Source organism: Metabacillus sp. KH_069, assembly GCF_057838075.1.
This window is the reverse complement of record NZ_CM174460.1, coordinates 3,095,445-3,121,356: the sequence shown is the minus strand read 5'-3', so window position 1 is coordinate 3,121,356 and position 25,912 is coordinate 3,095,445. Positions and strand designations below refer to the sequence as shown.

At 40.7% G+C, this 25,912-nt stretch carries 25 protein-coding genes and 1 pseudogene; 24 read left to right on the top strand and 2 right to left on the bottom strand.

Features of this window, described 5'->3' with window-relative positions; genetic code table 11:
* The first annotated feature begins 11 nt into the window (after positions 1-11).
* The 22 genes and pseudogenes from AC3ISE_RS15780 to AC3ISE_RS15675 all read left to right on the top strand — a co-directional run bounded on the left by AC3ISE_RS15780 (position 12) and on the right by AC3ISE_RS15675 (position 21,481).
* Entirely contained in the window at positions 12-452 is a 441-nt protein-coding gene (locus AC3ISE_RS15780; RefSeq protein ID WP_489221709.1) for a hypothetical protein, read from the top strand.
* A gap of 61 nt (positions 453-513) precedes the next feature.
* On the top strand, positions 514-801 hold the full coding sequence (yqfC, locus tag AC3ISE_RS15775) for a sporulation protein YqfC (protein WP_070875432.1): 288 nt from the start codon (positions 514-516) through the stop codon (positions 799-801).
* Positions 802-817: 16 nt separating this feature from the next.
* Positions 818-2,003, top strand: a pseudogene (yqfD, locus tag AC3ISE_RS15770) (sporulation protein YqfD).
* A gap of 3 nt (positions 2,004-2,006) precedes the next feature.
* Positions 2,007-2,966: a PhoH family protein gene (locus tag AC3ISE_RS15765; RefSeq protein WP_309192559.1), complete on the top strand. Its 960-nt coding sequence runs from the start codon at positions 2,007-2,009 to the stop codon at positions 2,964-2,966.
* 62 nt (positions 2,967-3,028) lie between these two features.
* The gene (locus AC3ISE_RS15760) at positions 3,029-5,206 is read left to right on the top strand and encodes an HD family phosphohydrolase (RefSeq protein ID WP_489221708.1); all 2,178 of its coding nucleotides are present in this window, start codon (positions 3,029-3,031) and stop codon (positions 5,204-5,206) included.
* Positions 5,207-5,211: 5 nt separating this feature from the next.
* A complete protein-coding gene (gene ybeY / locus AC3ISE_RS15755; RefSeq protein WP_070875542.1) occupies positions 5,212-5,682 on the top strand; it encodes an rRNA maturation RNase YbeY in 471 nt (156 codons plus the stop codon).
* On the top strand, positions 5,654-6,031 hold the full coding sequence (locus AC3ISE_RS15750; RefSeq protein WP_489221707.1) for a diacylglycerol kinase family protein: 378 nt from the start codon (positions 5,654-5,656) through the stop codon (positions 6,029-6,031). The genes ybeY and AC3ISE_RS15750 overlap by 29 nt, the downstream gene beginning before the upstream one ends.
* Before the next feature lie 114 nt (positions 6,032-6,145).
* Complete coding sequence (locus AC3ISE_RS15745) at positions 6,146-6,544, top strand: cytidine deaminase (RefSeq protein ID WP_309192563.1); 399 nt, start codon at positions 6,146-6,148, stop codon at positions 6,542-6,544.
* Positions 6,537-7,451: a GTPase Era gene (gene era, locus AC3ISE_RS15740; protein WP_133310065.1), complete on the top strand. Its 915-nt coding sequence runs from the start codon at positions 6,537-6,539 to the stop codon at positions 7,449-7,451. Before AC3ISE_RS15745 ends, era begins: the two co-directional genes overlap by 8 nt.
* A 138-nt stretch (positions 7,452-7,589) precedes the next feature.
* Positions 7,590-7,733: a YqzL family protein gene (locus tag AC3ISE_RS15735; RefSeq protein ID WP_070875439.1), complete on the top strand. Its 144-nt coding sequence runs from the start codon at positions 7,590-7,592 to the stop codon at positions 7,731-7,733.
* Positions 7,734-7,765: 32 nt separating this feature from the next.
* Entirely contained in the window at positions 7,766-8,521 is a 756-nt protein-coding gene (gene recO / locus AC3ISE_RS15730) for a DNA repair protein RecO (RefSeq protein ID WP_489221706.1), read from the top strand.
* Between the two features lie 306 nt (positions 8,522-8,827).
* Positions 8,828-9,718 carry a glycine--tRNA ligase subunit alpha gene (glyQ, locus tag AC3ISE_RS15725; protein WP_489221705.1) on the top strand — a complete coding sequence of 297 codons (891 nt, stop codon included), beginning with the start codon at positions 8,828-8,830 and terminating at the stop codon, positions 9,716-9,718.
* Positions 9,711-11,774 (top strand): glycine--tRNA ligase subunit beta, encoded by a 2,064-nt coding sequence (gene glyS / locus AC3ISE_RS15720; protein ID WP_489221704.1) that lies wholly within the window; start codon positions 9,711-9,713, stop codon positions 11,772-11,774. Before glyQ ends, glyS begins: the two co-directional genes overlap by 8 nt.
* 247 nt (positions 11,775-12,021) lie before the next feature.
* The gene (gene ccpN, locus AC3ISE_RS15715) at positions 12,022-12,660 is read left to right on the top strand and encodes a transcriptional regulator CcpN (RefSeq protein WP_489221703.1); all 639 of its coding nucleotides are present in this window, start codon (positions 12,022-12,024) and stop codon (positions 12,658-12,660) included.
* 20 nt (positions 12,661-12,680) lie between these two features.
* On the top strand, positions 12,681-13,493 hold the full coding sequence (locus tag AC3ISE_RS15710) for a pyruvate, water dikinase regulatory protein (protein ID WP_489221702.1): 813 nt from the start codon (positions 12,681-12,683) through the stop codon (positions 13,491-13,493).
* A 346-nt stretch (positions 13,494-13,839) separates the two neighbouring features.
* The gene (locus AC3ISE_RS15705) at positions 13,840-14,292 is read left to right on the top strand and encodes a YaiI/YqxD family protein (RefSeq protein ID WP_070875543.1); all 453 of its coding nucleotides are present in this window, start codon (positions 13,840-13,842) and stop codon (positions 14,290-14,292) included.
* A gap of 32 nt (positions 14,293-14,324) precedes the next feature.
* Complete coding sequence (gene dnaG / locus AC3ISE_RS15700; RefSeq protein WP_489221701.1) at positions 14,325-16,133, top strand: DNA primase; 1,809 nt, start codon at positions 14,325-14,327, stop codon at positions 16,131-16,133.
* Positions 16,134-16,251: 118 nt separating this feature from the next.
* Positions 16,252-17,364: an RNA polymerase sigma factor RpoD gene (rpoD, locus tag AC3ISE_RS15695; RefSeq protein ID WP_070875446.1), complete on the top strand. Its 1,113-nt coding sequence runs from the start codon at positions 16,252-16,254 to the stop codon at positions 17,362-17,364.
* A 387-nt stretch (positions 17,365-17,751) separates the two neighbouring features.
* Entirely contained in the window at positions 17,752-18,891 is a 1,140-nt protein-coding gene (locus AC3ISE_RS15690) for an acyl-CoA dehydrogenase family protein (protein ID WP_489221700.1), read from the top strand.
* A 264-nt stretch (positions 18,892-19,155) separates the two neighbouring features.
* Entirely contained in the window at positions 19,156-19,518 is a 363-nt protein-coding gene (gene cccA / locus AC3ISE_RS15685) for a cytochrome c550 (protein WP_430006777.1), read from the top strand.
* A 131-nt stretch (positions 19,519-19,649) separates the two neighbouring features.
* On the top strand, positions 19,650-20,363 hold the full coding sequence (locus AC3ISE_RS15680) for a tRNA (adenine(22)-N(1))-methyltransferase (protein WP_489221699.1): 714 nt from the start codon (positions 19,650-19,652) through the stop codon (positions 20,361-20,363).
* Complete coding sequence (locus AC3ISE_RS15675) at positions 20,360-21,481, top strand: Nif3-like dinuclear metal center hexameric protein (RefSeq protein ID WP_489221698.1); 1,122 nt, start codon at positions 20,360-20,362, stop codon at positions 21,479-21,481. Before AC3ISE_RS15680 ends, AC3ISE_RS15675 begins: the two co-directional genes overlap by 4 nt.
* A 41-nt stretch (positions 21,482-21,522) precedes the next feature.
* Here the strand turns inward: AC3ISE_RS15675 and AC3ISE_RS15670 are convergent, their stop codons facing one another.
* Both AC3ISE_RS15670 and vrrA read right to left on the bottom strand, forming a co-directional pair.
* Entirely contained in the window at positions 21,523-22,467 is a 945-nt protein-coding gene (locus AC3ISE_RS15670; protein ID WP_489221697.1) for a 4-hydroxy-3-methylbut-2-enyl diphosphate reductase, read from the bottom strand.
* Between the two features lie 120 nt (positions 22,468-22,587).
* Positions 22,588-23,208, bottom strand: coding sequence for a VrrA/YqfQ family protein (vrrA, locus tag AC3ISE_RS15665; RefSeq protein ID WP_489224356.1), 621 nt, complete (start codon positions 23,206-23,208; stop codon positions 22,588-22,590).
* Positions 23,209-23,623: 415 nt separating this feature from the next.
* Here vrrA and AC3ISE_RS15660 point away from each other — a divergent pair, with 415 nt between their 5' ends.
* Positions 23,624-24,940, top strand: coding sequence for a DEAD/DEAH box helicase (locus AC3ISE_RS15660; RefSeq protein WP_191555934.1), 1,317 nt, complete (start codon positions 23,624-23,626; stop codon positions 24,938-24,940).
* 11 nt (positions 24,941-24,951) lie between these two features.
* Positions 24,952-25,848 (top strand): deoxyribonuclease IV, encoded by an 897-nt coding sequence (locus tag AC3ISE_RS15655; protein WP_489221696.1) that lies wholly within the window; start codon positions 24,952-24,954, stop codon positions 25,846-25,848.
* Positions 25,849-25,912 lie beyond the last annotated feature (64 nt).

The window sequence follows — 25,912 nt, the reverse complement described above, 5'->3', positions numbered from 1 at the left end:
GGTGCTGAAGAATGGAATTAGTAGATTTTATTCTTGGCAATCCATTAGTCATTGTGGGCCTGATCTTTGTTTTATCATCCTTATTCGGCAAAAAAAAGAAGGAAAGACAACAGCGGAGGAAAAAGGAAAAACCAGCATCCGCAGCGCCTTCAATTGATCAGACCGCAAATCAGCAGCCGGCTAAAGAACGCATGAAGGAAGCGATTCAAACAATTGAATCCAGATACCAGGCAGCAAAAACGGATTCTGGCGAGCTTGGAAATGAAATTGGATCACCTGCTGATGAAATTAAAACGGAAATTGTGACTGTTTCCAAAATCAATCAGCCTGAGCGCACGAAAGCAAACTCTGTCATCAATAAGAATAATGTCGTTCAAGGATTTATCTGGAGTGAAATTCTTGGTTCGCCAAGATCTAAAAAACCTCATTCTTCTGCAAAACGCCGAGTTTAAAAAAGAAGTGTTAGAACCCCCTTTCTGCTCATACATATGAGATGAGAGGGGGTTCTTTTTTATGGCGAAAAAATGGCGACAGCAAGTAGCGAAATGGATCTCACGAACAGTAGAAATACCCCAGGATGTCATGATGGATCTTCCCCGTATCACGATGATCGGCCAAATACATATTTATATTGAAAATCATAGAGGGCTGCTCACTTTTACAGATAATGAACTGCGGCTTCTGCTCAAACAGGGACAGCTTCAGATTAAAGGCGAGGCTTTTGTCATAAAAGCGATTTTGCCCGAAGAAATCCTTCTGCAGGGAAAAATCGATCAAGTTAATTACTTAGAGCAATCATGAGTATAGGAGGGTCACGATGAAAAACCAATGGATGCATTTCTTTTATGGTGTCATAAAAGTCACAATAACAGGGAGGGGAACGGAAAGGTTTATTAATGACTGCATTAGAAAGGACGTACCGGTATGGAATGTAAGAAGAGAAGGAGAGGCGGTCTCTTTTTTTATTCGGCTGAAAGATGTACATGCCATCCGGGCTGCGAGCTCGTAAAAATGAATGCAGATGCTCTTTGAAGAAAGTGTCTGGCCTGCCTTTTCTAGTTCAGAAATCTTTGAAAAACAGCGGTTTTGTCATTGGATTCGCATTGTTTTTTACCGTTATTCTCCTTTTATCCAACATGATCTGGGGAATCGATATTAAGGGTGCCAAGCCCAGCACGGAGCATCTTATTAAAAAAGAGCTTGATGCTATGGGCGTGAAGGTAGGGAAATTGCAGTTTCTTACGCTTGATCCGGATTCCATTCAAAAAAATTTGACAAACAATATTAAAGAGCTTACTTGGGTTGGGGTTGAACTGAAGGGCACAAATTATCATTTTGAAGTTGTAGAAAAAAATGAACCGGAAAAAATAACGTATTCAAGTCCTCAGCACATTGTAGCAAAGAAAAAAGCGATCATTACTAAAATGTATGTTGAAAAAGGACAGCCTGCGGTCACTATAAACGAGCATGTGAAAAAAGGACAGATGCTTGTTTCCGGATTAATAGGCAATGAGAACAATCAGCAGAAGGTGGCAGCGAAAGCGGAGATACTCGGAGAAACCTGGTATCAAGCTGAAGTGGCTGTACCTATTAACACAACGTTTAATGTTTTCTCGGGTGATGAAAAACGGAAGTATTATGTGGAACTTGGTTCATGGCAGCTTCAGGTTTGGGGGTTTAAACAGGACATGTTTAAAGACACTGAAGTGGAGGAAGACATTAGAACCATTAAATTTCTGAAGTGGAATCTGCCGATTGGCTACGGCAAAAAAATATACCGTGAAAAAGAAATTGTTACACGCAGTTACAATAAAGAAGAAGCGCGAAAAGCCGGACTTGAGCTGGGCAAGAAAAAATTAATGAATGAATTGGGAGAAGAAGCAGAAATAAAGGGTCAAAAAGTTTTGCACGAGACGAACGAGAATGGTAAAGTAAAACTAACAGTGCTCTACCAAGTTATAGAAAATATCGTAAAAACAACACCAATTGTTCAGGGAGATTAAATCATGCCAGAAGAACTAGTTACGATAAATCAGCAATTAGAAAATCCAAATGAAGCGGTTGCGCTGTTTGGAAATAATGATGCACATTTAAAGCGTATGGAAGAGGAGCTTAACGTCTCTATTGTGACAAGAGGCGAAGCAGTATATGTATCCGGGGACCCTGACAGCGTTCAGACGGTGAATGATGTTTTAAAATCGCTGCTTGTCCTGATACGAAAAGGAATCACTATTAGTGAACGAGACGTTCTATACGGAATTGAAATGGCGAAACGATTAAAACTTGATGAATTTGAAGCATTATATGTAGATGAGATCAGCAAAGACGCGCGCGGTAAATCAATCAGAGTGAAAACTCTTGGACAAAGACACTATATCTCTTCTATCAGGAATAAAGATCTTGTCTTTGGAATTGGACCTGCAGGAACAGGGAAAACCTATCTGGCCGTTGTCATGGCAGTCAGCGCCTTGAAAAATAACGGGGTTAAAAAAATCATTTTAACCAGACCTGCCGTAGAAGCCGGTGAAAGCCTCGGCTTCCTGCCGGGGGATCTTAAGGAAAAGGTTGATCCATATTTGCGTCCTCTTTATGATGCTTTGCATGATGTTCTTGGAATGGAGCACACACAAAGACTAATTGAAAGAGGAACGATTGAAATTGCACCTCTTGCTTACATGAGAGGAAGAACGCTTGATGATGCCTTTGTCATTTTAGATGAAGCCCAGAATACGACGCCTGCGCAAATGAAGATGTTTTTGACGAGGCTTGGTTTTGGTTCGAAAATGGTCATTACCGGGGATATTACACAGGTAGACTTGCCAAAAGGCGTAAAATCAGGACTTGCTGCCGCTAAAGAAACTTTAAGTGCTGTCAGCGGCATTGCTTTTAACGAACTGCAGCAATCAGATGTTGTTCGCCACCCGCTGGTTGCGAAAATCATCGAAGCATATGATCAGACAAAGTGACCCGACAGCCCGATTTCGGGTCACTTTTTTCACGATTGCATAGGGGAGCAGGGGGTGATGTTATGAAATTGAAGCAGCAGCCAAAACTTAATCAGCTGATCGATAAAATAAAGAATTATAAGTTTATACATATTTCGATGTATATTATGCTTGCCGCGGTCATTTTTGTCTCGCTTTACAGCAATGTAAAGCCGGAAACGATTGATGTTGAACTTTTCACTTATTCAGATCAAACGATCATTGCTCCTACGCAGGCTGATGATACTTATGAAACGGAAAACAAGCGCCAGGAAGCCTATGATGCAGTGGAAGATGAATATGTTCTAAGAAAGGACTATGTCGTAAATAGAGTAGAAGTCATAACATCCATTTTTGATTTTGTAAAAGAAACAAATAAAGAGGCAGCAGACGAAATAAAAATGCAGAATGAAAATGTTACTGAAGGGGAAGAAGTCTATTCTATTTCTGCAGATGAAAAGCTTAAACGTTTAAAGGACAAGCTTACAGCGGACATTAGAGAAAAAATTCCTGATGACGCCTTTAGAGCGTTGCTGGATTCTTCAGACAATGAATTGGCTATTGCAAGAGATGCCGTCATTACTGCCGTTAACCGCGTGATGAGCGATGAAATTCCCCTTCAGAAACAGGATGAAGCAAAGGACCTGGTAGAAGAGGATCTTAAGTCTTCTACACTTAGGGCTGACTTGTCAAATGCAGCTGTACAGCTTGGAAGATATGCTGTAATAGCAAACTATGTTTTTGATCTCGATGCAACGGAAGAGAAAAAGCAGCAGGCGTATGATGATGTGAAAGAAGTACAGATAAAACAAGGCCAGATTCTTGTTGAAGAAGGCGGTTACATCAGCCGGGACATCTACCGGAAGCTTGATCTTGTCGGGCTTCTCGATAATCAGCTTGCATTAAAGCCATTTGCGGGCCTTATGCTGATTATTCTTCTGATTATTGCCACACTCATTTATTATTTTGAAGCACCTGATAAGCCATCAGATAGAAAGAATCATTCTCTTATTCTTTACGTGTTAATTTTCAGCATTACGATCCTGGTTATAAAAATCATCAGTTTCTTTCAGGAGATTGATTATTCTAATGTAGGATATTTGGTCCCGGTCGCAATGGGTGCGATGCTTATTAAACTTCTTCTGCACGAAAGGCTTGCTATATTAACGAGCATTATTTTTGCCGTCTGCGGAAGCATTATCTTTAATGAAGGTGTCACGGGTACCTTCAATTTTACGATCGGGGTGTATTTCTTATTTGGAAGTATTGCAGGAGTCTTATTTCTGAATGAACAAAATGTCCGTTCAAGAATTCTTCAGACAGGTCTATTTGTAGCCTTGATCAATATCCTGATTATCACTTCTATTCTGTTAATGCAGAATGGGAGCTACTCTAACATTGAACTTGGTTCTTACTTTATCATGGCACTTGCCTCAGGTCTTGTATCGTCCGTTTTGACCATCGGATTTATGCCGTTTTTTGAAACGGGGTTTGGTATTCTGTCTACCATGAAATTAATTGAATTATCAAATCCAAATCATCCGCTGCTCCGCAAAATATTAACGGAAACACCAGGGACATACCATCACAGTGTCATGGTGGCAAACTTGTCTGAGGCAGCTTGTGAAGCAATTGGTGCGAATGGCCTTCTTGCGCGTGTGGGAGCCTATTATCATGATATAGGCAAAACAAAACGGCCTCAATATTTTATCGAAAATCAAATGAATATTGAAAATCCGCATGATAAATTGTCGCCTCAATTAAGCAAAAATGTGATTATTTCTCATGCGTCAGATGGTGCAGAACTTCTCCGCAGGCACAAAATGCCAAAGGAATTTGTAGATATAGCAGAACAGCATCATGGAACAACATTATTGAAGTTTTTCTATCATAAAGCAAAACAAAATCATCCTGATATTTATGAAGAAGAGTTTCGTTATCCGGGACCAAAACCTCAAACAAAAGAAATAGCTATCATTTCGATTGCAGACAGTGTTGAAGCCGCAGTTAGATCCATGTCAAGTCCAACTCCGGACAAAATCGAAAAGCTTATTCGGGGCATCATAACAGACAGGCTTCAGGATCATCAGCTGAACGAATGCGATTTAACGCTCAGAGAGCTTGACATTATTGCAAAATCATTCAGCGAAACATTAAAAGGGATATTCCATTCCAGAATAGAATATCCGGAAATTTCAAAACAGAAGGTGAAACAAGCATGAATAAAATGATCATCGATATGGCAGATGAAACAGAATTGCTGACAGAAGAGCAGCTGGAAATGGTTGAAACGCTGCTTCAGTTTGCAGCGGATGCAGAAAGCATTGCACAGGATGCCGAGCTGTCTGTTACATTTGTAGACAATGAAAAAATAAAAGAAATCAATCGGGATTACCGCAGCAAAGACCAGGTTACAGATGTGATTTCTTTTGCCATGGAGGAGCAGGGGGAAGGGGAAGTTTCAATTGTAGGGGTGGACATGCCTCCGGTTTTAGGAGATATTATAATATCTGTCCCCCGTGCAGCAGAACAGGCAGAGGAATATGGTCATTCCTTTACAAGAGAGCTTGGCTTTCTGGCTGTTCACGGCCTGCTTCATCTGCTGGGCTATGATCATATGACAGAGGAAGATGAAAAAAAAATGTTTGGAAAACAAAAAGAAATCCTGGATGCATATGGGCTCAAAAGAGAGATCTGAGCGGGAACGATTTATTAGAAGTTTTTCATATGCGTGGGATGGGATAAAAAGCACGTTTGGAGCTGAACGGAATTTTCAAATACATACCGTGATTTGTATTCTTGTTACCGCGGCAGCCTTCTTCTTTCATATCAGTCTAACTGAATGGCTGATCGTCCTTATTTTAATGGGGGGAATGCTTTCGCTTGAGCTGATGAACACCGCGGTTGAAAGGCTTGTTGATCTTGTCACGGCAGAATATCATCCGCTTGCAAAAGCCGCTAAGGATGCTGCAGCAGGTGCGGTTTTGATTTATGCGGTGCTAGCAGTTATTATAGGGTTAATCATTTTTATCCCTAAAATTTTATAAGTTATGAGAAAATTCTTACAATTAAATTACATTTGCGGCATCTGCGTGAAATTTCACCTTATTTTAGGTAAAATAGAAATACATGATGTCGCCATACAGAAAGGAAGTAGAGCTTTGAACTCAGAACAACTCATCAAAGAAGCAAAAGCAGCACGCGAAATGGCATATGTTCCTTATTCCAAGTTCCAGGTTGGAGCTGCTCTATTAACGAAAGACGGAAAAGTATACAGAGGCTGCAACATTGAAAACGCCTCATACGGCATGACAAATTGTGCTGAAAGGACAGCATTGTTTAAAGCTGTTTCAGAAGGCGACAAAGAGTTTGCTGCCATCGCAATTGTTGCTGATACAGAAGGTCCTGTTTCACCGTGCGGAGCCTGCAGACAGGTTATTTCTGAACTTTGTCCAAAGGATATGAAGGTTATCCTGACAAACTTGAATGGTGATGTGAAAGAATGGACAGTTGCAGATTTATTGCCTGGGGCATTTTCATCGGAGGATCTTCATGAATAAAAAAGAAACTGAATACAAATCCGGCTTTGTCTCCATCATTGGCAGACCAAATGTGGGGAAATCAACATTCCTTAATCGGGTGATTGGTCAAAAGATTGCCATTATGAGCGACAAACCTCAGACTACACGCAATAAAATACAGGGCGTATATACGACAAATGAATCTCAAATTGTTTTCATAGATACACCAGGAATTCACAAACCAAAGCATAAGCTCGGTGACTTCATGATGAAAGTAGCGCAAAACACGCTGAAAGAAGTAGATGTTGTACTGTTCATGATCAATGCTGAAGAAGGATACGGCCGCGGAGATGAATTTATCATCGAAAAGCTGCAGCATACAAAAACACCGGTCTTTCTGATCATTAATAAAATTGATCAGATTCACCCGGATCAATTGCTCCCGTTAATTGATCAGTATCGCGCTTATTATCCATTTAAAGAAATTATTCCTATTTCAGCGCTGCAGGGAAACAATGTCGATACGCTTCTTGAGCAGATTGAATCCTATTTGCCTGCAGGTCCGCAATACTATCCTGCAGATCAAGTAACGGATCATCCTGAAAGATTTATTATTTCAGAATTGATCCGCGAGAAGGTTCTTCATTTAACGCGGGAAGAAATTCCGCACTCTGTTGCCGTTGTTATTGATGCTATCGAGAGACGTGATAACAATCAGTCTATATATGTCAGCGCAACAGTCATTGTTGAACGTGATTCCCAAAAAGGAATTGTCATCGGCAAGCAGGGGAAAATGCTGAAAGAAGTCGGCCAGCGGGCCCGCGTTGATATTGAAGCATTGCTTGGCACTAAAGTCTTTCTTGAACTGTGGGTTAAAGTTCAAAAGGATTGGCGCAATAAAATGACTCAGCTTCGCGACTTCGGATTTAGAGAAGATGAGTACTGATTTTAGAATTTGCTCTTAGCAAACCGCTTGATTTAACAAAATTTGTTTAACATGAAACGAAGGATATCAGGTCAAGATAACGATATAGAAATTGGTTTATAGCTTGCTTGTCTTAACGACAGAAAGGCGGGGGTTTACATGTTGGATTTTACCTGGAAAGTCTTTATTCAAACAGGTAATATTGATACCTATCTTCTTTTTAAGGAACTGGAAAAAGATACTGGTGACGGACCCGATTCACAAGATCATGAGCTGGCTGAAGCTGACTTTCCAATTTCGTGATCTGACCGAATCCTTCTGGATGGTGAGAAAGATTGCTTCAAAAGTGTGAAGGCATTGTCATTAGAACAAATGATTATGGTGAAACAAATAAAATTGTGACAATTTATACCCGTGAACTTGGGAAAGTGGGGGTAATGGCCAGAGGGGCAAAAAAGCCTAACAGCCGCCTAACCTCATCAACTCAGTTATTCACATACGGGTATTTCTTATTTCAGAAGTCTTCCGGACTCGGAGGGCTGCAGCAGGGCGAGACGATTTCTTCTATGCGGGGGATTAGGGAAGATATCTTTCTGACGGCATATGCTTCGTATGCCGCAGAATTGCTTGATAAAAGCACAGAGCAAAATGAACCTAATCCTTTTCTTTTTGAATTGTTCAGTCAGACTCTTCAGCGCCTGAATGAAGGCGTCGATCCTGATGTCCTGCTTTATATTTTTGAGATGAAAATAGTGAATGTTCTGGGGATGTACCCGCAGCTTGATTCGTGCGTAAACTGCAGCAGCAAGGATGGAACCTTTCATTTTTCGATAAGAGAAAACGGTTTTATCTGTCACAGGTGTTTTGATGCCGATCCGTACAGACTGCAAATTTCCCAGGCAACCGCTAAATTATTGCGTTTATTTTATTATTTTGACTTAGAAAGGCTGGGCAAGGTAACTGTAAAGCCTGAAACAAAAGCAGAGCTTAAAATGGTGATTGATTCCTATTACAGTGAATACTCGGGGATATTTCTAAAGTCTAAAAAGTTTCTAGATCAGATTGAATCGTTAAAAGGAAAGCTGACATGATGTATACATATTGACTTTGTCTTCTGTTTCTATTATGATGCTTGTAAATTAATATGTTGCTGTGAAGGAAAAAGAGTATTTGCAGAGCGTTATGAAAAGCGACCTTAGGATGGTGTGAGCTAAGGGATAACCGGCAAAGAAAGGCGTTTCTTGAGCAACTTTACCGGAAAGAGGCTGATGCATATGAAATGCATTGGCAATTAGGGTGGAACCGCGGGTTAACTCTCGTCCCTATGCTGAATCACACAGCATAGAGACGGGAGTTTTTTGTTTTATATATTTATTAGATATTTGGAGGTGCTTGGTTTGAATATTCAAGACATGATAGTAACACTGCAAAAGCATTGGTCAGATCAAGGCTGTATTTTAATGCAGGCCTATGATACTGAAAAAGGAGCAGGAACGATGAGTCCTTACACGTTCCTAAAGGCAATAGGTCCTGAGCCGTGGAAAGTGGCTTATGTAGAGCCATCCCGCCGTCCTGCTGATGGCCGCTACGGGGAAAACCCGAACCGTCTTTATCAGCATCATCAATTTCAGGTTATCATTAAGCCTTCTCCGGACAATATACAGGAATTGTACTTGGATTCCTTAAAGGCGTTGGGCATTGATCCCCTGAAACATGATATCCGTTTCGTTGAAGATAACTGGGAGAACCCTTCTCTTGGCTGTGCTGGACTTGGATGGGAAGTCTGGCTTGATGGAATGGAAATTACTCAATTTACCTATTTCCAGCAAGTGGGAGGCATCGAGTGCAAGCCCGTATCTGTTGAGATCACATATGGAATTGAACGACTGGCTTCCTACATCCAGGATAAAGAAAATGTATTTGATTTAGAATGGACGGATGGATTTACCGTCCGCGATATTTTCTTGATGCCTGAATTTGAGCATTCAAAGTATACCTTTGAAACATCGAACGCTGAGATGCTGTTTAATCTGTTTTCCATTTATGAAAAAGAAGCGCATCGACAAATGGACGAAGGACTCGTTCATCCTGCATATGACTATGTTTTAAAATGTTCTCACACGTTTAACCTGCTTGATGCAAGAGGAGCCATTTCTGTAACAGAGAGAACAGGATACATTGGACGTGTAAGAAACCTGGCCAGAAAAGTGGCAAAAACGTTCTATGATGAAAGAGAAAAATTGGGATTTCCAATGCTGAAAAAAGAGGAGGTTAAAACAGATGAGTAAACATGATTTGCTGCTTGAACTCGGACTTGAGGAATTGCCTGCACGATTTGTAACGGATGCAATGAATCAGCTTTCTCTAAAAACAACGAACTGGCTGAAAGAGAAAAATATCTCTTTTGGAGAGGTAAATGTTTTTTCAACACCAAGAAGACTTGCGGTGCAAATAGAGGGTGTTGCTGCAAAACAGGAGGATATTGAGGAAGAAGCTAAGGGACCTGCTAAGAAAATTGCGCTTGACGGAGACGGAAATTGGTCAAAGGCAGCTGTTGGATTCTCAAGAGGCCAGGGAGCAAGTGTTGAGGATATCTTTTTTAAAGAAATTGGCGGCATTGAATATGCACATGTACAAAAGTTCATTAAAGGGAAAGAAACACAAGAACTTTTAACAGAATTAAGAGAGATCATTACTGGCCTTACGTTTCCTAAAAATATGCGCTGGGGATCTCAGGAACTGAGATTTGCAAGGCCGATAAAATGGATGATCGCCCTATACGGCCAGGAAGTGATTTCTTTTAACATTACTGGCGTCCAAACAGGTAAAGAAACGAGAGGACACCGCTTTTTGGGCTCAGATCAAGTAATCAATCATCCATCTGAATATGAAAAGTCGCTTCTTTCACAATTTGTCATTGCTTCACCAGTAAAAAGAAAAGAAGCTATTCTCACACAGCTTCATCATATTGAAGAAGAAAACAAGTGGAATATTCCAATTGATAAAGATTTATTAGAAGAAGTGACCAATCTTGTTGAGTATCCAACTGCATTGTTTGGGAAATTTGAAGAAGAGTATCTGTCGCTTCCAGAAGAAGTGCTTGTAACAACAATGAAAGAACATCAGCGTTATTTTCCGGTGAAAAATGCGGAAGGTGAATTGCTTCCTTATTTTGTAACAGTCAGAAATGGCGACCACAATCATATTGAAAACGTGGCAAGAGGAAATGAAAAAGTTTTACGCGCACGTCTGTCAGACGCAGCTTTCTTCTATAATGAAGACCAAAAGCTTGTGATTTCGGACAATGTAAAAAAACTTGATAAAATAGTTTTCCATGAAGAGCTTGGATCTACAGGAGATAAAGTCAGAAGAATGACTTCTCTTTCACAAAATCTTGCTGAACGATTTAACGTATCCTCCGAAGAAAAAACGCATGTCTTGCGTGCAGCTGAGATTTGCAAATTCGACCTTGTCACTCACATGGTATATGAATTCCCTGAATTGCAGGGGATCATTGGCGAAAAGTATGCCAGAGCATTTGGAGAAGCAGAAGAAGTGGCAGCTGCAGTAAACGAGCACTACATGCCGCGTCATGCCGAAGATTCAGCACCAGCTTCAGCTGCAGGGGCGATTGTGGCGCTTGCAGATAAACTCGATACCATTGCAGGCTTCTTCTCAATCGGTGTCATCCCGACTGGCTCACAGGACCCATATGCCCTCAGACGCCAGGCGAGCGGCATTGTTCAAATCCTGTTAGCGAAAAAGTGGACAATTTCTTTAGACGAATTATTTGACTTTGCTCTTGCACCATTTAAAGAAATTGATCAAAACAAAGTGAAAAATGAAATGCTCGCATTTTTCAAAATGAGAGTAAAACACGTTCTTGATGAGAAAAAAATCAGATACGATATCATTGATGCGGTGCTCGGAGCAGGTCAAATGGAACTGACTGCAATTATGGATAAAGCTGCAGTGCTGGAAGATGCTGCTAAAGAGGAAAGCTTTAAGGGAATAATGGAAGCTTTTGCGCGCGTTCAAAATATCTCAAAAAAAGGTACTGGAGCAGCTGTTAATCCCGAACTCTTCAAAAATAAAGAAGAGCAGGAGCTGTATGATCAATACATGCACGTGAAAGATGAGTATGAAGCAAATACAGCTGCCGGTGAATACCATGCTGCATTTGGAGCTCTTCGTAAATTGCAGCCATTTATTCAATCTTATTTTAACGAAACAATGGTCATGGCGGAAGATGAGGCATTGAAAAGCAATCGCCTTGCACAAATGAAACAGCTTGCTGCATTGATAGAATCCTTTGCTAATATGGATGCTGTCATTGTAAAATAATACAGTCAGACGATTGCCTGCAATAGGGCAATCGTCTGCTTGTTTTTAAATAATAAGGAATTGATTAATGTCTTTTTTTAATTATATATTGAGCGTCTGTCGGGTCTAAACGGTCGGTTCCGCATTTCTTTTTTTCCAAAGGTTCTTTTCAATCCGTTCAAATAGTATATAATATTTTTATATAGTATAACCTATTTACCATCGGAAATTAGAACGCTTGATACATATGTATTGGAACCTTAAGGCGGTGAGTATAATCGAACTTAATAAAAGGCAGGAACACATTCTGCAAATTGTAAAAGATAACGGACCAATTACCGGTGAACATATTGCCGATCAGCTGAATTTAACAAGAGCGACTCTTCGTCCTGATCTCGCAATACTGACAATGGCCGGATATCTTGAAGCAAGACCTAGGGTGGGCTATTTTTATACAGGGAAAACAGGAGCAGGTCTTCTTTCAGATAAACTGAAAAAATTGCAGGTGAAAGATTTCCAGTCCATTCCGGTTGTAGTGAACGAGAATGTATCGGTTTATGATGCAATTGTTACGATGTTCCTTGAAGATGTCGGCACGTTATTTGTTGTAGATCAAGGGTCTATCCTAGTTGGAGTATTGTCCCGGAAAGATTTGCTCAGAGCAAGCATCGGAAAGCAGGAGCTTGCATCCATCCCTGTAAACATAATCATGACACGAATGCCGAATATTACGATGTGCAGGCGCGAGGATTACATCATGGATATTGCGAAATTTTTAATAAACAAGCAAATTGACGCCATTCCAGTCATTAAAGAAACGGAAAAAGGCTTTGAAGTAACTGGAAGAATCACTAAAACAAATATGACGAAGATATTGGTCGGATTAGCTGAGAATGAAATCATCTAACAAGGGGAGTGGGGAATGGTATGTACAATCGCCATGTCTATGTAGTATCAGATTCAGTAGGCGAAACAGCTGAACTTGTTATCAAAGCAGCTATCAGCCAATTCAATGGAAATGCTGCGGACACAAAAATTAAACGAATTCCTTACGTGGAAGATTTAGGCACAATAAAAGAAGTGGTGGCGCTCGCTAAACTTGAGCAGGCAATTGTGTGCTTTACCCTAGTTGTTCCTGAGCTTAGACAGGGACTGATAGAAGAAGCGAATTCTCAAGGGGTTGTCTATTATGATATCATCGGGCCATTAATAGACAAAATGGAATCTGCTTATGGGATTAATGCTAAATATGAACCTGGCAGAGTCCGTAAACTTGATGAAGATTACTTCAAAAAGGTAGAGGCCATTGAGTTTGCGGTTAAATACGATGACGGCCGTGATCCTCGCGGCATCATGAAAGCAGACATTATTCTTGTTGGTGTATCACGAACGTCAAAAACACCGCTGTCCCAATATTTGGCTCACAAGCGGTTTAAAGTTGCGAATGTGCCGATTGTTCCGGAAGTCGAACCTCCTGAGGAGCTATTTAAAGTTTCTCCTAAAAAATGCATCGGACTTAAAATCAGCCCTGATAAATTAAATGACATAAGAAAAGAACGATTAATCTCTCTCGGACTTAATGATAAAGCTATTTATGCGAATATCGACAGAATCAAAGTGGAGCTTGAATACTTTGAAAAGGTTATTGATAAGATCGGCTGTCAGGTAATCGATGTTTCCAATAAAGCAGTTGAGGAAACGGCAAACATGATCCAAAATATCATGAATCGGTATAACTGAAAATCAGGACAAAAATATTGAACTCAGAGAAGCAGAAGCTCTGAGTTTTATATATGTTCTTGCTAAAGCAATAATATAAGACTATGTCCTGAAATTAACAAATTAAGTTCGTGAAAAAGAATGGAAAATTTAAAGACTTTGTATTATAATAAAAAATTGTGATAAAATTACTTATTTTAGGTTTAGACTTGACCAAGAACGAATAAACTATTTATTGTGATCTGTCAAGTGAAGCGATGAAAAATAATTCGACAAATTCAGTCTCGTTTTCCATGCGATCTTTTCTAAAAGGTTAAGAAGGAATCTATCGGAGTGATGTAGAATAGTGAAAGATGACGAAAAAAAGATGCAGATAATTGTCGATGCAGATGCATGCCCTGTAAAACAGGAGATTGCCGACCTTGCTGCCCATTACCAGATCAATGTCCTGTTTGTTGCTTCATACAATCACAAAACATCAAATACATACGGATATGACTGGGTCTATGTGGACACCGGCAAAGAATCTGCTGATTTATACATCGTTAATCACTCTTACCGTGATGATCTCGTTGTGACGCAGGATATTGGTCTTGCGGGTCTTTTGCTGAAAAAAGGGGTTATAGTTATGACACCCCGGGGTAAACAGTATACAGAAGAAAATATTGAACTGGCGCTTGAGTTCAGGTATCTTTCTGCGAAAGAACGCAGAGGCGGAAAGCATACAAAAGGCCCCAAAAAGTTTACCCAGTCAGACAGAGACAGTTTTATTTTCACACTTGAAAAGATTTTGTCGAAAGATGCAGGAATTAGTGGTTAAATCGCGAATATTTGTATCACGGAGTTGTTAGTATGGGAAATCGAATTCCCGATGAAATAATCGATAAAATTCAGCAATCGGCAGACATCGTGGATGTTGTCAGTGAATATGTTCAATTGAAGAAGCAGGGAAGAAATCATTTTGGGCTATGTCCATTTCATGGCGAAAAATCACCATCGTTCTCCGTTTCACATGATAAGCAGATCTATCATTGCTTTGGATGTGGCGCCGGCGGGAACGTCTTTTCATTCTTAATGCAAATTGAAGGCTATTCATTTGTTGAAGCAGCTTCGGCACTTGCTGACAAACTGCATATTGATCTTCCCGATCAGCTAAATGCCGTTCAGCCAAAAGATGCAAACAAAGATGATGAAAAAATGATTGAAGCACATGAACTGCTGAAGAAGTTTTATCATCATTTGCTTGTAAACACTAAAGAAGGGCAAGCTGCCTTCGATTATTTAACAGCAAGAGGCTTTTCCAAAGAAACAATTGAACAGTTTGAAATTGGCTATGCTCTGGATTCATGGGATTTCGTTGCCAAGTTTTTAACAAAGCGGGGCTACGATCAGCAAATGATGGAAAAAGCCGGTCTGCTAGTTAAGAAAAGCTCCTCTGATGGGTATCTGGACCGTTTTCGCAATCGGATCATGTTTCCAATCCTGGATCATACCGGCCGTACCATTGCTTTTTCAGGAAGGGTGCTTGTAAAAGAACAGCCCAAATTTCTCAACAGCCCTGAAACACCTATCTTTAACAAAAGCAAAATTCTTTATAATTTTCATCAAGCAAGAGTACATATACGCAAAAATCAGCAAGTTGTTTTATTTGAAGGTTTTGCGGATGTTATTTCCGCTGTCCGTTCAGATGTGCAGCATTCGATTGCAACGATGGGCACATCACTGACAGAAGCTCAGGCAAAAATCATCAAAAGAAACGCAGGAGATGTTATAATCTGTTTTGACTCTGATTCTGCTGGACTTGAAGCGACATTAAGAGCATCTAAAACACTTGCTGCTGCCGGCTGCAAAATGAGAGTTGCTGCGCTGCCTGATGGAACAGACCCTGATGACTACATCCGGACATTTGGTGCAGAAAAGTTCAAAAAGGATGTAATAGGGGCAAGCATTACGTTAATGGCATTTAAAATGCAGGTTTTCCGCAAAGGAAAAAATCTTCAGGATGAAGGACAACGGCTGCAGTATATAGAAGACATACTGAAAGAACTCAGCCTGCTTGAGAATCCAGTAGAAATCGAACTGTATTTAAAGCAGCTGTCCGGAGAATTTTCATTATCAATGGATGTTTTAAAGAGTCAAATGCAGGACAAAAGATCCGGCCAAAAGCCTGAACGAAAAAAGGAGCAGCAGAAAAGCGCCCCTGTCCAGCATGCGATGAAGCCTCAGCAAAAGCGTCTTTTGCCGGCATTTCATAATGCTGAAAGACTCCTTATAGCGCATATGTTGCGAAATAAGGACATTGCACAGAAAGTGCTTGACCGTCTTGGACTTCAGTTCAATATAGAAGAGCACAGAGCGATTATAACTTACTTATATGCTTATTACGAAGAAGGAAATGAGGCAAGTGTCAGCTCGTTCCTGAGGAAACTGCCGGACAATCAGCTTCACCAGTTTGTTTCAGATATAGCCATGCTCTCGGTAAATGAAGAAATATCCGAGCGGGAGCTGTCAGATTATATCAAACAGGTGTTGAATCACCAAAATTGGTTAATGATAAAAGAAAAAGAAGCTGAAAAGCATGAAGCAGAGCGCCAGAAGGATTTTGTCAAAGCTGCCAATATCGCTATGGAAGTCATAAGACTTAAGCGCGATCTTAAATGAAGGCAGATGTTTGACTTGCGCAAAAACACAGAGATTCATTGCGGCTAATCGGTTTCAACTATCAATTAGCACATTCACATAAAGCATTAATTGCAAGAGTTTGGAAGGAGGGGATCCAATGGCTGATAAACAAACCCATGATTCTGAATTGACATTGGAACAAGCAAAAGACCAATTAACAGAAATCGGAAAAAAACGTGGAGTTTTAACATACGAAGAGATTGCTGAGCGCATGTCGGGCTTCGAAATTGAATCAGACCAAATGGATGAGTATTATGAGTACCTTGGCGAGCAGGGCGTAGAATTAGTAGGTGATAATGAATCGACCGATGATCCTAATATACAGCAGCTGGCAAAGGAAGAAGAATTTGATTTAAATGATCTAAGTGTGCCTCCAGGTGTTAAGATTAATGATCCTGTGCGTATGTATCTGAAAGAAATAGGCCGGGTTGATCTTTTAACTGCAGATGAAGAAATTAAGCTTGCAAACCGCATTGAAGAAGGCGATGAAGAAGCAAAGAGAAGACTTGCAGAGGCCAACCTTCGTCTTGTTGTAAGTATCGCGAAAAGATATGTGGGACGCGGAATGCTGTTTTTGGATCTTATCCAGGAAGGCAATATGGGCCTAATGAAAGCTGTAGAGAAATTCGATTACCGCAAAGGCTTTAAATTCAGTACCTATGCTACATGGTGGATTCGTCAGGCTATTACAAGAGCAATAGCTGATCAGGCCAGAACCATTCGTATACCTGTACACATGGTTGAGACAATCAATAAATTGATTCGTGTTCAGCGTCAGCTTCTTCAAGATTTAGGCAGAGAACCATCTCCTGAAGAAATTGCAGAAGATATGGACCTGACTCCTGATAAAGTAAGAGAGATCTTAAAAATCGCACAAGAACCTGTGTCTCTTGAAACACCGATTGGTGAAGAAGATGATTCACATCTTGGAGATTTTATTGAGGATCAAGATGCAACTTCTCCTTCCGAACATGCGGCTTATGAGCTGTTAAAAGAACAGCTTGAAGATGTGCTGGATACACTGACAGACCGCGAGGAAAACGTGCTTCGTCTTCGTTTTGGACTGGATGACGGCCGTACAAGAACACTTGAAGAAGTAGGTAAAGTGTTTGGCGTTACAAGAGAGCGCATCCGTCAAATTGAAGCAAAGGCACTTCGCAAGCTTCGTCACCCAAGCAGAAGCAAACGATTAAAAGATTTCTTAGAATAGAAAGCGGACTTTAGTTCGCTTTTTTTTTTCGTTTTTTTATAAAAAAACATTTTTGACAGCGGTAACAATAAATTTCATTATTACATCTTCTTTTCATTTATTTTACTTAATTGTTATTTAATTTGCAAATCACCCTCAGAAAATTTTAAGCCTTCATAAGCACTTTTCACCTCTGGAATTTGACATATAACTCCTTTATCCGGGTATAAAAATCCTTGAAATTGCTGACAAATTCATCAGAATGTCATTCTCATGAAGCAGCCTTTATAAAAATGAAACAGTGCAGAAAAATATTTTTTAATTAAATAAAAAATTTAAAAAGTTGTGAAAATAGAGTGTTACACCTTATAATTTAACATGTAAGCGTATTCATAACGGAGGGATAAAATGAATTTTGAACTATCACAAGAACAGCGCATGATTCAGAAAACCATCAAAGAGTTTGCAGAAGAAGTTGTTGAGCCAGGGGCATATGAAAGAGACAAAACAAAGCAATTTCCAGCAGAAATTTTTCAGCAGCTCGGTGAAATGGGAATGCTTGGACTTCCGTTCTCAGAAGAATACGGAGGAAGCGGCGCAGATACAATCAGTTTCGCAATTGTAACGGAAGAACTCAGTAAAGCGTGCGGTTCAACTGGAATTACATACTCTGCCCATATTTCATTAGGCGGAGCTCCTATTAATATGTTTGGTACAGAAGAGCAAAAAAGAAAGTATCTTTCAAGAATCTGCTCAGGTGAGTCTATGGGTGCCTTTGGGCTGACTGAGCCAAATGCAGGCTCAGATGCAGGAGGCACTCAGACTGAAGCTGTGCTGCAAGATGGTCAGTTTACGATAAATGGCAACAAGTGCTACATTACAAATGCCTCTTACGCAAAGTTTCTGGCTTTGACGGCCATCACGGATCGCAAAGAAGGAAAAAAAGAGATAAGCGCAATAATTGTTCCTACAGATGCACCGGGGTTCAAGGTAATTGATAATTATGAAAAAATGGGATTGAATGCATCGAATACAACAGAACTGATATTTGAAGATGTTGTCGTTCCTGAAGAAAATCTTCTTGGTAAAAGAGGGCATGGCTTCAGGCAGTTTCTCATGACTTTAGACGGAGGAAGAATTGGAATTGGCGCTATGGCAGTCGGAATTGCACAGGCAGCTTTTGAAAGAGCATTAGCTTATTCAAAAGAAAGAAAGCAATTCGGAAAAACATTAAGTGAATTCCAGGCGATCCAATTTAAACTTGCCGATATGGCCATGAAAATTGATTTGGCGCGTACAATGGTTTATAAAGCAGCCTGGTTAAAGGATCAGGGAAAATCATTTACGAAGGAAGCTTCTTTTTGCAAGCTGTTTGCATCCGAAATGTGTACAGAAGTAACAAATCAGGCCATTCAAATTCATGGAGGCTATGGCTACATGAAAGAATATCATGTTGAACGATATCTGCGGGATGCTAAATTGCTTGAAATCGGCGAAGGCACAAGCGAAGTTCAGCGGATGGTTATTGCAAGACTTATTGGCTGCTGATGAATAAGAAAAGCGCAATCCCCCGTTCTAGCCGAGGAGCCTGAGCGATTATGCCCGCCATCGAAGCGCAAAATTTTATACTTTCTTATCACTTGAAAACAAGAACTTCATCTTAATTGATGAAGTTTTTTTGACTAATTTTTGAAAAATAGCCCAACTTATACAATAAGTCTTTTACTTCCACAAATTTTAAAGTAAAATAGAGATTGTTTAAATCTATCGTTTACCTGCATTTCAAGATTTTTACATAGGGGAGGTTACATAATGAATCGCAATCCACTAATTCCATTCGCTTTAGTTGCCGTAATCGGAATCGGCCTTATGTTTTTCTTATCTATTAAAGGGCTCGGCGATATGAAAGAAATGGCTGGAGAAGGAAAAGAGGAAGATAAATCGGGAGAAGTTGCAAACGCTTCACCAGAGGAAATCTACAAGCAAAGCTGTGTTTCTTGTCATGGCGAGAATTACGAAGGCGGTGCCGGTCCTGCTCTTAAAGGGGTTGGGGACAAGCTTGGCGTTGACGGCATTAAAGAAACGATTAAAAATGGCCGCGGAAACATGCCGGCCGGTTTAGTTCCTGATGAAAAACTGGACGAGATGGCAGAATGGGTTTCTAAAATCAAATAGTTTTTCACGAAAGAAACGTAAATATGAATCGTTTTATTAAACGAAAAGAAAAGTCCTTTGCATCTGCGGAGGACTTTTCTTATTATATAGAGAGATCGAATTAAAAGTACATAAGAATGTGGTGGTTTAGAATGAATGAAGTTAATTTATCAAATAGGCTAAAAACTGTGGCTGATTATATACCAAAGAATGCTGTGCTGGCAGACATCGGCTCTGATCATGCTTACTTGCCCTGCTACGCCCTTTTAAACGGCTTGGCAGCTTCGGCTGTTGCTGGGGAAGTCGTTCAGGGGCCGTTTCAGTCTGCCAAGAAGCAAGTCCAAAAAAGCGGACTTGAGGATGTCATATCGGTTCGTTTAGGAAGCGGGCTCGATGTCATTGATCCTAATGAAGCAACGTGCATCACAATTGCGGGAATGGGCGGAGCATTAATAGAAAAAATCCTTGAAGCTGGAAAAGAAAAATTAGCCGGCGTCCAGAGGCTGATTCTTCAGCCCAACATTCATGCACATCATGTAAGAAGATGGCTGCTTGACAATGGCTGGGAACTGATAAATGAAGAAATATTGGAAGAAGACGGAAAGATCTATGAGATTCTTATTGCTGAAAAGGGTGAACCAAAAGCTCCATATCAGCATACTTCCCTGCAAAAAGGCTTGCTTGTCGGTCCTTTTTTGATGAAGGAGAAAACAGAACCGTTCATTAAGAAATGGACGCAGGAAATTGAGCATAACAGACGGATTTTAACTAGTATAGAAGGTGCGGCACTAAGCCCAGGGAATGAAGCTAAGAAGAAAGAGCTGAATGATTTGATTGAAATGCTTGAGGAGGTTACAAAGAAATGAGCAAAATACCTAACGGCTTTGAAATCATCCAATTGTTCGAATCGTTTTCGAAAAAAGAATATGCAATGGAAGGCGATAAGATCGGCCTGCAAATAGGAACTTTGAATAAACCTATTCATGGCGTGTTAATCGCCCTCGATGTTCTGGATGAAGTAGTTGATGAAGCAATCGAAAAAAATGCGAATTTAATTATCGCTCATCATCCGCCAATATTCCGTCCTCTTAAAAACCTGGTGACAGATCAGCCGGGGGGCGCACTGCTTGAAAAATGCATTAAACATGATATTGCTGTTTACGCAGCACATACCAATTTAGATGTTGCTGCAGGCGGTGTGAATGATTTACTTGCAGAAGCTCTCCAGCTGACAGACACAGAGGTCCTTGTTGACACCTATCAGGAGGAAATGAAGAAGCTGGTCGTCTATGTACCAAAAGATCACGCGGACGATCTCAGGGCTGTTCTGGGGCAATCAGGTGCAGGGCATATTGGCATGTACAGTCATTGTACATTCTCATCAAATGGAACTGGAAGCTTTCTTCCTCTTGATGGAACAGATCCTTATATAGGAAAATCAGGGGAAATTGAGTTTGTAGAAGAAGAGAGAATTGAAACGATCATTCCGGCAAGCAAGCAGCGGAAGATTGTTTCCGCAATGCTGAAAGCTCACCCATATGAGGAACCTGCATTTGATCTTTTTCCAGTTGAAGGGCACGACAAGGCTTTAGGATTAGGGCGTGTAGGTTTGCTTGGAAATGAGATGTCTTTAACTGAATTTGCAGAGCATGTGAAAAAGCAGCTTGATGTTCCTTGTGTAAGAATGGTAGGGAATAAGGATGCTAAGGTCCGGAAAGTTGCTGTTCTTGGAGGAGATGGAAATAAATACATCCACCAGGCAAAGCGCAAGGGAGCAGATGTTTATGTTACAGGTGATCTTTATTATCACGTAGCTCATGATGCCATGATGCTGGGCTTAAATGTGATTGATCCAGGTCACAACGTGGAGAAAGTCATGAAAAAAGGGGTTGCAGATCTGCTTCTTTCTATGTCTGAAGAAAAAAAATTTGAAGTAAGTATTTTCCCTTCAGACATTCATACAGATCCATTTACGTTTGTTTAAAAACAAAACCGCTGGAATTTGATCTCCAGCGGTTTGTATGATTATTTAGCTGCTTTTACTTTTGGCAGTATTTTTTGAAGAGGAACATTATGTTCGATGTTCCAGGTAAGGCTGTTTTCAGGATCATACTTTTCCAGGAACTGAATGACTTCTTTTGTAATAGGTGTTGGAGTTGAGGCGCCGGCAGTGATCGCGACCTTTTTAACTCCTTCAAACCATTCAAGCTTCAGTTCGCTAATGTCTGATACTCTGTAGGCTTTTGTTCCTGCTATTTCTTCAGAAACCTGTGCAAGCCGGTTTGAGTTATTGCTCTTTGGATCCCCAACGACAATCGTAAGGTCCGCATCTTTTGCCTGCTCTGCAACAGCTTCCTGCCGGACTTGGGTAGCCAGGCAAATCTCCTGATGATATTCTACATGCGGATATTTTTCTTTCACGCGCTCCATTATGTCATAAACATCCCATTGACTCATAGTCGTCTGATTCGTGACGACTATTTTATCGTTTTGGAAAGTAAGAGCATCAACATCTTCTTCTGTTTCCACTAAATGGACAATGTCAGGTGCTACACCAACCGCTCCTTCAGGCTCAGGATGCGACTTTTTCCCAATGTAGATAACATGATAGCCTAAAGCTTTTTTTTCGCGAATTAAATCATGTGTTTTTGTCACATCAGGGCAGGTGGCATCAAGCGTAATGAGGCCTTTCTCAGAAGCGATTTTTCTGACTTCCGGAGAAACACCGTGGGCTGTAAAAATAACGGTGCCGCTTTCTACTTTTTCAAGTATTTCCATGCGGTTGCTGCCATCCAAAGTTATGATGCCTTCTTCTTCAAAAGCGTCAGTAACGTGTTTATTGTGAACAATCATGCCCAAAATATAAATAGGCCTTGGCAAAGTTTTATCTAAAGCGGCATTCTTTGCAATAACCATGGCATCAACGACACCATAGCAATATCCCCGCGGTGCAATCTTAATAACTTCCATTAAAGGATCCTCCTAGAGAGAAGTTCGAGAGAAAATATAAAAAAGCCAAAGAAAAGGCTTTTGGCTCTCGTAATCTCTTATTATTATAGCGGAGACTGCAGAAGAATACAAAGAAGAATGTCAGATATAAAGCTTTGGAGCAGATGCGCCTTTGACAGCTGATGCTTTAACCTGTTCTTCTTTTACTGCTTTCTTAGGCGAGCTGACGGCAGGTGTGTCTGCTTCAGACGGTGCAGCACTTGAAACTTCAGCAGAGGTATTTTCTTCATTTGATTCTGTGGTTTCCACGTCGCCTGAACCTCCGCCTTTTAATTCACTGTAAATTTTAATCATGGCAGGAAGGTTTCTGACCAGAGGCCCATATTGCTGAACCATAGGCGTGACTTGCTGAGCCATGCCCAGAACTTTTTGTACGTTTCCAAGCATGCTGGATAAATTGGCGGGATTAGTTATTCCCTGCAGACCCTGGGCTGCATTGGCAGCACTTGCGGCACCTTGGCCGCCGCCAGGAAGAAACCTTGAGAGAATGCCTCTAAGTCCGCCCCCTTTTCCCATTGCCTGCTGACCGAATTGCTGACCGAATTGCTGCGCGCCAAACGGCTGGCCGCCAAATCCCGGCGGTCCAAACTGTGATGAAAAGGGTCCCATTTGCTGTCCGAACGGCTGGAAAGAACGAGGCGGTCCAAATCCCCGGGCTTGCTGATTTCCAAAAGGCTGGTTTGAAAACGGCTGACCGCCCATTTGCATTCTTTGAGGCTGGAATCCTCTAGAAGGCATTGGAGGCATAGGTCTTTGCTGAAACATGATGATCCTCCTTTTAAACTAACGCGTATACTACCTACACAATATGCAGAATCAGCTTAAAAGGTTTGCGCGTCTGAAAGAATAGGCGGAATCGATTGGAGTTTTTCTATAAAATCGTATATAATGTTTTGATGGACAACCGTGTCTTATTTTTTGGCTTTTATTGCAAGGATTGTTGTACTTCGCAAAAAGAATATTTCCCTTCCTTTATTAGAACTGTGCTCTTTTCTAATAAAGTGTTATAAATGAAACCTTTTGCCTGGATGAAACTCTCAGGTTAACACCCGAAAAACAGCAAGGTCTTATAATAGAGCCTATTTTTATTAATTTACTCATCAAGGAGATGATGAACATGGAACAAACTAAGTTCACTCAGTTTCCATTTAAGCCTTTTATTATAGATGCTGTCAAAGCGCTGGGTTTTTATGAACCGACTGAAATACAAGCACGCTTATTCCCTTCACTATTAAAAGGGGAAACAGCTATAGGACAATCACAAACAGGCACAGGGAAAACACATGCTTATTTATTGCCTCTTATTCAAAGGATTGATCCCTCAAATAAAAACGTACAAGTTGTGATTACTGCCCCTACAAGAGAACTGGCCAATCAAATTTATCAGGATGCTTTACATGTTCTTAAATTTGCACCGGAAAATGAAACGATTTCCGCAAAATGTTTTATTGGCGGAACTGACAAGCAGCGCACAATTGATAAACTGAAAAGCCAGCCTCAGCTCGTCATCGGAACGCCCGGAAGAATTAAGGATTTAATTGCTGAAAAAGCTCTTTTTGTTCATCAGGCAAAAGCATTAGTTGTTGATGAAGCAGATCTCATGCTTGATATGGGATTCATTGAAGACGTTGATAAAATTGGCGGCAATATGCCTGAAAAACTTCAAATCCTTGTTTTTTCAGCTACAATTCCTGAAAAATTAAAGCCTTTCCTGAAAAAATATATGGAAAACCCTAAATTTACTCACGTTGCTCCAAAGCAGGCAACAGCGAAGAAAATCAAGCACGTATTAGTGCCTTTGCGTCACCGTAATAAAACAAACCTTTTATTTGAAATGCTGAAAAACTACAACCCTTATTTAGCTATTGTTTTTACTAATACAAAGAAAAAAGCGGATGAGGTAGCGGACGGACTGATTGCTAAAGGTTTTAAAGTCGGACGCATTCACGGCGATCTATCACCTAGAGACCGCAAAAAAATGATGAAGCAAATTAATGATCTTGATTATCAGTATGTTGTAGCAACAGATCTTGCTTCAAGAGGCATTGATATTGACGGAGTAAGCCACGTCATTAATTTTGAGCTCCCAAGTGATCTTGATTTTTACATTCACCGTGTGGGACGTACAGGACGTGCAGATTATTCCGGTATTGCAGCAACGATTTATGAGCCGGCTAATGAAGATGCGTTAATCACCCTTGAAAAATTAGGGATTGAATTTGAAAATCAGGATCTTGTAAACGGCGAGTGGAAAAAAGTCGAGGACCGCAAACGCAGACAAAAACGCGTAAGACCTTCAGATGGCGTCGATCAAATGGCAAAAAGCAAGGTTAGAAAACCAAAAGGTGTAAAACCGGGATACAAAAAGAAACTGACGAGAGAAATGGACGAAATTAAAAAACGTCAAAGAAGATTGAATCAAAAGCGCAAGTAGGGGGAGAAGAGATGCTGAAAATAGGATCACATGTATCAATGAGCGGGAAAAAGATGCTGCTTGCTGCAAGTGAGGAAGCAGTATCTTACGGTGCGAATACGTTCATGATCTATACTGGAGCACCTCAGAATACTAGACGTAAAAAAATTGAAGAGCTGAATATTGAAGCCGGACAGGCCCATATGCGGGAAAATGGGATTGTTGATATAGTTGTTCATGCACCTTATATCATTAATATCGGCAATACCACAAACCCTGCAACCTTTGAACTTGGCGTGCAATTTTTGCGGTCTGAAATGGACAGGTCGCATGCTCTTGGAGCAAAACAAATTGTCCTGCATCCAGGTGCTCATGTTGGAGCGGGTTCTGAAATAGGCATAAAAAAAATCATTGAAGGACTCAATGAAGTTCTAGATAGAGAAGAAAATGTTCAAATCGCTCTTGAGACAATGGCCGGTAAAGGCTCTGAGTGCGGCCGCTCATTTGAAGAACTCGCACAGATCATTGAGGGTGTCACTCATAATGAGCACCTTTCCGTTTGCTTTGATACGTGCCATACACATGATGCCGGTTATGATATTATTAATGATTTTGATGGTGTGCTGCAGCAATTTGATTCTATTATCGGACTGGACAGGCTGAAGGTGCTTCACATTAATGACAGCAAAAATATATCTGGAGCCCGCAAGGACCGTCATGAGAACATCGGATTTGGCCATATCGGATTTAAGGCATTAAATAACATCGTTCATCATCCTGAGCTTGCAGATGTGCCAAAAATTCTTGAAACTCCATATGTAGGTGAAGATAAAAAAGATAAAAAACCGCCATATCAATTTGAGATTGATATGCTGCGCGGGAAAGAATTCAATCCTGATATATTGGATCTAATCCGCAATCAGGCATAAGAAAAGCGCAAGCGCCCGTTCTGTCCGAATAGTCAGGCGACTCCGCTTGCCTTCGAAGCGCAAA

Excerpts from the sequence above, each read along its gene's own strand:
- AC3ISE_RS15780 (WP_489221709.1), top strand. The coding sequence starts at position 12 with ATGGAATTAGTAGATTTTATTCTTGGCAATCCATTAGTCATTGTGGGC.
- AC3ISE_RS15765 (WP_309192559.1), top strand. The coding sequence starts at position 2,007 with ATGCCAGAAGAACTAGTTACGATAAATCAGCAATTAGAAAATCCAAAT.
- AC3ISE_RS15670 (WP_489221697.1), bottom strand. The coding sequence starts at position 22,467 with ATGGAAGTTATTAAGATTGCACCGCGGGGATATTGCTATGGTGTCGTT.
- AC3ISE_RS15690 (WP_489221700.1), top strand. The coding sequence starts at position 17,752 with ATGAATTTTGAACTATCACAAGAACAGCGCATGATTCAGAAAACCATC.
- cccA (WP_430006777.1), top strand. The coding sequence starts at position 19,156 with ATGAATCGCAATCCACTAATTCCATTCGCTTTAGTTGCCGTAATCGGA.
- rpoD (WP_070875446.1), top strand. The coding sequence starts at position 16,252 with ATGGCTGATAAACAAACCCATGATTCTGAATTGACATTGGAACAAGCA.
- glyS (WP_489221704.1), top strand. The coding sequence starts at position 9,711 with ATGAGTAAACATGATTTGCTGCTTGAACTCGGACTTGAGGAATTGCCT.
- yqfC (WP_070875432.1), top strand. The coding sequence starts at position 514 with ATGGCGAAAAAATGGCGACAGCAAGTAGCGAAATGGATCTCACGAACA.
- AC3ISE_RS15655 (WP_489221696.1), top strand. The coding sequence starts at position 24,952 with ATGCTGAAAATAGGATCACATGTATCAATGAGCGGGAAAAAGATGCTG.
- ybeY (WP_070875542.1), top strand. The coding sequence starts at position 5,212 with ATGATCATCGATATGGCAGATGAAACAGAATTGCTGACAGAAGAGCAG.
- AC3ISE_RS15705 (WP_070875543.1), top strand. The coding sequence starts at position 13,840 with ATGCAGATAATTGTCGATGCAGATGCATGCCCTGTAAAACAGGAGATT.
- dnaG (WP_489221701.1), top strand. The coding sequence starts at position 14,325 with ATGGGAAATCGAATTCCCGATGAAATAATCGATAAAATTCAGCAATCG.
- AC3ISE_RS15660 (WP_191555934.1), top strand. The coding sequence starts at position 23,624 with ATGGAACAAACTAAGTTCACTCAGTTTCCATTTAAGCCTTTTATTATA.
- AC3ISE_RS15675 (WP_489221698.1), top strand. The coding sequence starts at position 20,360 with ATGAGCAAAATACCTAACGGCTTTGAAATCATCCAATTGTTCGAATCG.
- AC3ISE_RS15760 (WP_489221708.1), top strand. The coding sequence starts at position 3,029 with ATGAAATTGAAGCAGCAGCCAAAACTTAATCAGCTGATCGATAAAATA.
- AC3ISE_RS15710 (WP_489221702.1), top strand. The coding sequence starts at position 12,681 with ATGTACAATCGCCATGTCTATGTAGTATCAGATTCAGTAGGCGAAACA.
- AC3ISE_RS15750 (WP_489221707.1), top strand. The coding sequence starts at position 5,654 with ATGCATATGGGCTCAAAAGAGAGATCTGAGCGGGAACGATTTATTAGA.
- AC3ISE_RS15680 (WP_489221699.1), top strand. The coding sequence starts at position 19,650 with ATGAATGAAGTTAATTTATCAAATAGGCTAAAAACTGTGGCTGATTAT.
- era (WP_133310065.1), top strand. The coding sequence starts at position 6,537 with ATGAATAAAAAAGAAACTGAATACAAATCCGGCTTTGTCTCCATCATT.
- AC3ISE_RS15735 (WP_070875439.1), top strand. The coding sequence starts at position 7,590 with ATGTTGGATTTTACCTGGAAAGTCTTTATTCAAACAGGTAATATTGAT.
- vrrA (WP_489224356.1), bottom strand. The coding sequence starts at position 23,208 with ATGGGCGGTCAGCCGTTTTCAAACCAGCCTTTTGGAAATCAGCAAGCC.